This is a genomic window from Allosphingosinicella sp. (genome assembly GCF_036387215.1).
In the GTDB taxonomy this organism is placed as follows: Bacteria; Pseudomonadota; Alphaproteobacteria; order Sphingomonadales; family Sphingomonadaceae; genus Allosphingosinicella.
The window spans coordinates 1-5,847 of record NZ_DASVUE010000069.1; the positions used below are offsets into that span (position 1 = coordinate 1).

Here is a 5,847-nt window from a genome sequence, read left to right on the forward strand (position 1 = left end):
GCACGCTTGGTGGACGGGGTGGAAAGCCTCGCCAATCATGTTGCGGCCGGGGATCTGGAGCTGACGCGGCTTCACAACATTCGCCACGATGCCCTCATGATGCTGGCAAGGCTGAGCTAGCGGCGGCGCCGGCTCATTGCATCGGCAGGCGCGCCATCCACTGCTCGGCGAGGAGGCTGAGCTGCCGGGTGGCGGCTTCGCAGGTATCGCCCTCGGGGCGCATAGCCGCCGCCGTCAGCTGGTGAAGGTGCACCGACATCGATTCGAGCTGGCGGACCGCTTCGGGGTCCGCCTTCGAACCCCGGAGCTGCACAAGCGCCCGCTGGACGTGCGCCTGCGCGGCTGGAAGGCAGCGCTGCAGCGCGATCGATGCCTCGACCGCCTGGTAGACTGCCGCATGAAGGCTGCTTTGCTCGTGTTCGATGTGCGCCATGTTCGTCCCTCTCCAAAGGAGAGCTACGCGCACATGGTTAACGGCAGGTTTAACCGGCGCCGGTCGTCTGATCCCTTGACCCGGATGCGGCGCCGGTGCTTACGGGCGCGATGACCGACAGCATCTCGACCCGCCTTGCCGAGCTCGGCATCACCCTTCCCGAAGCCGCCGCACCCGTTGCCGCCTATGTGCCGGCCGTGGAAGCGAGCGGGCTCCTCCACATTTCCGGACAGCTGCCCTTCGACAACGGCCAGGTTATGACCGGCCGCCTCGGCGAAGACCGTGACCTGGAGTACGGCCAGCGCGCCGCCCGCGCCTGCGGTCTGATGCTGATCGCGCAGATGCAGAAGGCGCTCGGCAGCCTCGACCGGGTCGAGCGGGTGGTGAAGCTCGGCGTGTTCATCAACAGCGCCGGGAGCTTCACCGATCAGCCGCTGGTCGCCAATGGAGCGTCCGAATTGATGGAGCAGGTGTTCGGCGAGGCCGGCCGGCATGCCCGCGCCGCGGTCGGCGTGCCGACGCTGCCGCGCGGAGCGGCGGTCGAGATCGATGCGGTTGTCGCCATTCGCGCCGATTGACGTATTGCTCGCACCCGCCCCTGAGAGGCGGCGGGTCGAGGGGCTGATCCCCCTCCCCTTCGCGCATCGCGGCCTCCATGGCGGCGGGCGGATCGAGAACAGCCGAAGCGCTTTCGAAGCGGCGATCGCTAGGGGCCACGGCATCGAGCTCGACGTGCGGATGAGCCGGGATGCTCACGCGATCGTCTTCCACGATGCGACGCTGGAGCGGCTGACCGGTGAGGCCGGGCCCGTCGCGGAACGGACCGCAGCCGAGCTTCGACACATCGAGCTCAGGGGCAGCTCCGACACAATCCCGACCCTGGCCGAGGTGCTACAGCTGATCGGCGGCCGGGTCCCTTTGCTGATCGAGGTGAAGGCCAGCGGCCAGAAGGTGGCGCCGATCTGCCTTGCCGTGGTTCGATCGCTCGAAGGATATCGCGGGCCGGTTGGAATCATGTCCTTCAATCCGGAGGTAAGCCGCTGGTGCTCGCTTCACGCGCCTCGGCTGGTGCGTGGGCTGGTGGTGACGGAGGCCGGCCGCAGGTGGCGCGGTGCCTTCGAGCGGCGCCTTGCCTTGTGGCGCGCCCGTCCCGATTTCCTGGCTTATGACGTGCGTGACCTCCCCTCCCGCTTCGCCGCCCGGGCCCGCCGCCGCGGCCTGCCGGTCTTCACCTGGACCTGCCGGGGGGAGGAGCAGGTGAAGCGCGCACGGGCCAATGCCGATCAGATCATCTACGAAGATCCGGCATGAGCCAGATCGTCGCGCGCGTCGGCGGCGGAGTCGCGAGCTTCGATGCCGCCGAATGGGATGCCTGCGCGGGCAGCCACAACCCCTTCCTCAGCCACGCCTTCCTCTCCGCCCTCGAAGAGTCCGGCAGCGCCACCGCGCGGACCGGTTGGCAGCCGGTGCCGATCGCGATCGACGGCCCGGGCGGCAAGCTGGCCGCGGTCATGCCCGCCTATCTCAAGAGCCACAGCCAGGGCGAATATGTGTTCGATCACGGCTGGGCCAGCGCCTACGAGCGTGCCGGCGGGCGCTACTATCCGAAGCTCCAGATAGCCGTGCCTTTCACTCCGGTGCCCGGGCGGCGGCTGCTGACCGCCGACCCCCACTTCGCGCAGGGACTGATCGCCGCCGCCGAGACCCTGGTCGAGAACAACGCCTTCTCATCCGCCCACGCCACCTTCATCGACGCCGACGAAGTGCCGGTCTTCGAGCGTGCGGGTTGGCTCATCCGCGTGGACAGCCAGTTCCACTGGCACAATGAAGGCTTTGGAAGCTTCGACGACTTCCTCGGCTCCCTCTCCTCCCGCAAGCGCAAGGCGATCCGGAAGGAGCGGCGCGAGGCGCTGGACGGGCTGACGGTGGAGCATCTCACCGGCAGCGCCATCACGGAGGCGCATTGGGACGCTTTCTGGGGCTTCTACCAGGATACCGGCTCACGCAAGTGGGGCCGGCCCTATCTCACCCGCCGCTTCTTCTCATTGCTCGGGGAGCGGATGGCGGATCGGGTGCTGCTGGTGCTGGCGCTGCACGAGGGGGTGCCGATCGCCGGCGCGCTCAACCTCATCGGTGGGGACACGCTCTACGGCCGCTATTGGGGCACGACGGCCGAGGTGCCGCACCTGCATTTTGAAATCTGTTATTATCAGGCGATCGACGCCGCGATCGCGCGCGGCCTGAAGCGCGTCCAGGCCGGTGCGCAGGGGGAGCATAAGCTGAGCCGCGGCTACCGGCCCGTTCCCACCTTTTCAGCGCATTATCTTCGCGATCCGCACCTTCGTTCGGCGGTCGCGGACTTCCTCGAGGCCGAGCGCAACGCCGTAAGTCACGAAATGGAGATCCTCGAGGCGATGACGCCCTTCCGGAAGGCTTAGGCGGCGCGGCGGCTCGTGATCGAGAGCCAGGCGCGGGCCTGGCGCTGCGCTTCGGCGATTTCGCGTGCGCTCATCTCTTCGGCGATCTCGGCGCGGCAGGTCTGCCCCTCTTCGCTGCCGTTGAGCGCTGCGAGGTTGAACCATTTGTGCGCCTCGATGAGATCGACCTCGACCCCGTTCGTGCCCGTCGAATAAACGACGCCGAGCTCGTACAGCGCGTGTGCGTCGCCCCTTGCCGCATCTTCGAACCGGCTTTCCATAAGGAAGGCTGCGCTCTTGTAGCTGGTACCCATGACATGCCCCTCTGTTCTGCTGTCGGGGACCTGTGTCGCGCACCTTCTCCAAAGAAATGGTTAACGCGCTGGTGACCATATTCAGGGGAGCGGAAGAACCTCGATATTGTCGATGAGCCGCGTGCGTCCGATCTTCGCCGCCGCCAGCAGGCGCCCCGCCCTCGTTAGCTCCGCCAGCGGCTGAAGGGTCTCCGCGTCGCGAAGCTCGACATAATCCACGGTGGCGAAACCGGCCGCCGTCAGATCTTCGCGCGCGCGTGCGAGCGCCTCCTCAACGCTTCCGCCGTCCCGCATCGCCTGCGCCGCCTCGACCAGCGCGCGCGGCAGTGCACGGGCAGCGATCCGCTCCTCGGGCGAGAGATAGGCATTGCGCGACGAGAGGGCGAGGCCGTCCGGATCCCGCTGCGTCGGCACCCCCACGATGCGCACGGGAAGGTCGAGGTCGGCCACCAGCCGCCGGATCACCGCCAGCTGCTGATAGTCCTTTTCCCCGAACAGGGCCACGTCCGGCTGCACTTGGTTGAACAGCTTCGCGACCACGGTCGCGACGCCCGCAAAATGCCCTGGCCGAGCCGCTCCGTCGAGGCCGTCGCTGACGCCGGAGACGGTGATGCTGGTCGCATGCCCCGCAGGGTACATCGTCGCCGCATCAGGCGCCCAGAGGATCGCGCAGCCCTCTGACTCCAGCATCGCCGCATCCTCGGCCTCCCGGCGCGGGTAGCTTCCGAGGTCCTCGTTCGCCCCAAATTGCGTGGGGTTGACGAAGATCGAGGCGATCACATGCGCCGCCTGACGCTTCGCCTCGCGAACGAGCGCCATGTGGCCCGCGTGCAGCGCCCCCATGGTCGGGACGAAGGCGATCCTCCCGCCGTCGATTCGAAGCTCGGCCACGGCTCGCCTGAGCGCATTGATCTCACGGATGATTTGCACGGGACCGGGGGCTCCGATAGAGCTTCGAAGGGGCGTCCATTGAAGGCGCGCCGCGTTCGGATCAAGAGGGGCAGCAGAGTAGCAATGGCTGGCGAGAGGCCGCATTTCATCGTTTTCGCCAACGAAAAGGGCGGCACCGGAAAATCCACCACCGCCGTCCACAGCGCCGTCGCGCTCGCAGCGGCGGGCAAGAGGGTGGCCGCGCTCGATCTCGACACGCGCCAGCGCACGCTCGGCCGCTATCTCGACAACCGGGCCGCAACCATCCGCCGCACCGACACGCCGCTGCCGATGCCGTCCTACGGGACATTCGATCCTGAGAAGAACGACGATCTCGAGGCGCAGCTCGAGGCGATCTCGGAAGGCGCCGACGTGGTGGTGGTCGACACCCCGGGCCGCGACGACCCCTATGCGCGCGAGGCGATGCTTCGGGCGGACACGCTCGTGACCCCGATCAACGACAGCTTCGTCGACCTTGATCTGATCGGCCAGGTGGATCCGGAGACCTACAAGGTCCGCCGCCCGAGCTTCTATGCCGAGCTCGTCTGGAACAGCCGCACCCAGCGCGCCAAGACCACCGGCGCGAGCGTCGATTGGGTGCTGCTCCGCAACCGCCTCCAATATGTCGAAGCGAAGAACATGCGCCGCGTCGGCGCCGCGCTCGACGAGCTTGCAAAGCGCGTCGGCTTCCGCGTGATCCCCGGCCTCGGCGAGCGAGTCATCTACCGCGAGCTCTTCCCCAAGGGCCTGACGCTCCTCGACCTGAAGGAACTCGGCAATGTCGGCCTTAGCCACATCGCTGCCCGCCAGGAGCTGCGCGAGATGATCGCCGGCCTCAGCCTTCCCGGCGACAACAGGGACGCCGGCCCGCCGCGCGCGGCCGCGATGGCGGGCTGAGATGCCGGTGCTCCTGCTTCTGGTCGGCGCGGGGCTCGGCTGGGCCTGGTATACGGGCCGGCTGAAGAACTTCACCTACGAGGACGGGCTTGCAGCCACGCTCTTTCTGCTGGGGCTTAGGCTCATGACGACCGGCAAGGTGCTGCCGGGCTCTGCGCTGATGGCCGGATCGATCCTTTGGGCCGCCCACCGCCGCCGCGGCCTCTCGCGCAGCAGGATGCCGGTCGACGATGCGCGGAAGCTCCTGGGCGTGAGCCCCGAGGCGAGCCTCGTCGAAATTCGTGCGGCGCACCGGCGCCTCATCGCCAAGGTCCACCCGGACGCCGGCGGCTCCGAGGAGCTTGCCAACCGAGTCAACGTGGCGCGCGACATCCTCGTCGCCGAAATGAACCGCAGAACGCCTCGCGCGTCTTGAAATCCACACCCACAATCCGGAGCAATCAATGAACCATCGTTTCAACGCGACCTCTTTGCGCGAGTACGACATACGCGGGATCGTCGGGGAAACGTTGGGAGAGGCGGACGCCTATGCGGTCGGCCGCACCTTCGGGACGCTCATCCGCCGCGCGGGCGGCACTCGCGTCGCCGTCGGTCGCGATGGCCGGCTGAGTTCCCCCTCGCTGGCCGAGCAATTGGTCCGCGGCCTTACCGAAGCCGGCGTGGACGTAGTCCGCATCGGCATGGGCCCGACGCCGATGCTCTACTTCGCCGAGGCGGAGCTCGAGGTGGACGGCGGCATCCAGATCACCGGAAGCCACAATCCGGGCAATTATAACGGCTTCAAGATGGTGTTCTTCCACAAGGCCTTCTTCGGCCAGGACATACAGAAGCTCGGCGCCATGGCGGCGGAGGGCGA

8 protein-coding genes and 1 pseudogene are annotated in these 5,847 nt (G+C 67.5%); 6 read left to right on the top strand and 3 right to left on the bottom strand.

Going from position 1 to position 5,847, the window contains the following annotated elements; genetic code table 11:
* Positions 1 to 133: 133 nt before the first annotated feature.
* Entirely contained in the window at positions 134 to 433 is a 300-nt protein-coding gene (locus VF662_RS03160; RefSeq protein ID WP_464137605.1) for a hypothetical protein, read from the bottom strand.
* 110 nt (positions 434 to 543) lie between these two features.
* On the opposite strand from VF662_RS03160, the gene VF662_RS03165 reads away from it, so the two are divergent.
* From VF662_RS03165 to VF662_RS03175, 3 genes are read left to right on the top strand one after another with little or no spacing between them, the layout of a single operon-like run.
* Positions 544 to 1,011 (top strand): RidA family protein, encoded by a 468-nt coding sequence (locus VF662_RS03165; protein ID WP_464137607.1) that lies wholly within the window; start codon positions 544 to 546, stop codon positions 1,009 to 1,011.
* A gap of 4 nt (positions 1,012 to 1,015) precedes the next feature.
* Positions 1,016 to 1,744 (top strand): glycerophosphodiester phosphodiesterase family protein, encoded by a 729-nt coding sequence (locus tag VF662_RS03170; protein WP_464137609.1) that lies wholly within the window; start codon positions 1,016 to 1,018, stop codon positions 1,742 to 1,744.
* On the top strand, positions 1,741 to 2,871 hold the full coding sequence (locus VF662_RS03175; RefSeq protein WP_464137611.1) for a GNAT family N-acetyltransferase: 1,131 nt from the start codon (positions 1,741 to 1,743) through the stop codon (positions 2,869 to 2,871). Before VF662_RS03170 ends, VF662_RS03175 begins: the two co-directional genes overlap by 4 nt.
* On the opposite strand, the gene VF662_RS03180 is transcribed toward VF662_RS03175, so the two are convergent.
* A complete protein-coding gene (locus VF662_RS03180; RefSeq protein WP_464137613.1) occupies positions 2,868 to 3,164 on the bottom strand; it encodes a hypothetical protein in 297 nt (98 codons plus the stop codon). The two genes, VF662_RS03175 and VF662_RS03180, sit on opposite strands and share 4 nt — an antisense overlap.
* Positions 3,165 to 3,245: 81 nt before the next feature.
* On the bottom strand, positions 3,246 to 4,094 hold the full coding sequence (panC, locus tag VF662_RS03185; protein ID WP_464137616.1) for a pantoate--beta-alanine ligase: 849 nt from the start codon (positions 4,092 to 4,094) through the stop codon (positions 3,246 to 3,248).
* A gap of 84 nt (positions 4,095 to 4,178) precedes the next feature.
* On the opposite strand from panC, the gene VF662_RS03190 reads away from it, so the two are divergent.
* The 3 genes and pseudogenes from VF662_RS03190 to VF662_RS03200 form a co-directional block, all read left to right on the top strand.
* Positions 4,179 to 4,991, top strand: coding sequence for a division plane positioning ATPase MipZ (locus tag VF662_RS03190; RefSeq protein ID WP_464137619.1), 813 nt, complete (start codon positions 4,179 to 4,181; stop codon positions 4,989 to 4,991).
* Position 4,992: 1 nt separating this feature from the next.
* Positions 4,993 to 5,406, top strand: a complete 414-nt coding sequence (locus VF662_RS03195; RefSeq protein WP_464137622.1) for a J domain-containing protein — start codon at positions 4,993 to 4,995, stop codon at positions 5,404 to 5,406.
* A gap of 28 nt (positions 5,407 to 5,434) precedes the next feature.
* A pseudogene (locus VF662_RS03200) lies at positions 5,435 to 5,847 on the top strand (phosphomannomutase); the annotation flags it as partial.

Bases quoted from the DNA above. Each gene is read 5' to 3' on its own strand.
- VF662_RS03165 (WP_464137607.1), top strand. From the start codon at position 544: ATGACCGACAGCATCTCGACCCGCCTTGCCGAGCTCGGCATCACCCTT.
- VF662_RS03195 (WP_464137622.1), top strand. From the start codon at position 4,993: ATGCCGGTGCTCCTGCTTCTGGTCGGCGCGGGGCTCGGCTGGGCCTGG.
- VF662_RS03160 (WP_464137605.1), bottom strand. From the start codon at position 433: ATGGCGCACATCGAACACGAGCAAAGCAGCCTTCATGCGGCAGTCTAC.
- VF662_RS03175 (WP_464137611.1), top strand. From the start codon at position 1,741: ATGAGCCAGATCGTCGCGCGCGTCGGCGGCGGAGTCGCGAGCTTCGAT.
- VF662_RS03190 (WP_464137619.1), top strand. From the start codon at position 4,179: ATGGCTGGCGAGAGGCCGCATTTCATCGTTTTCGCCAACGAAAAGGGC.
- VF662_RS03180 (WP_464137613.1), bottom strand. From the start codon at position 3,164: ATGGGTACCAGCTACAAGAGCGCAGCCTTCCTTATGGAAAGCCGGTTC.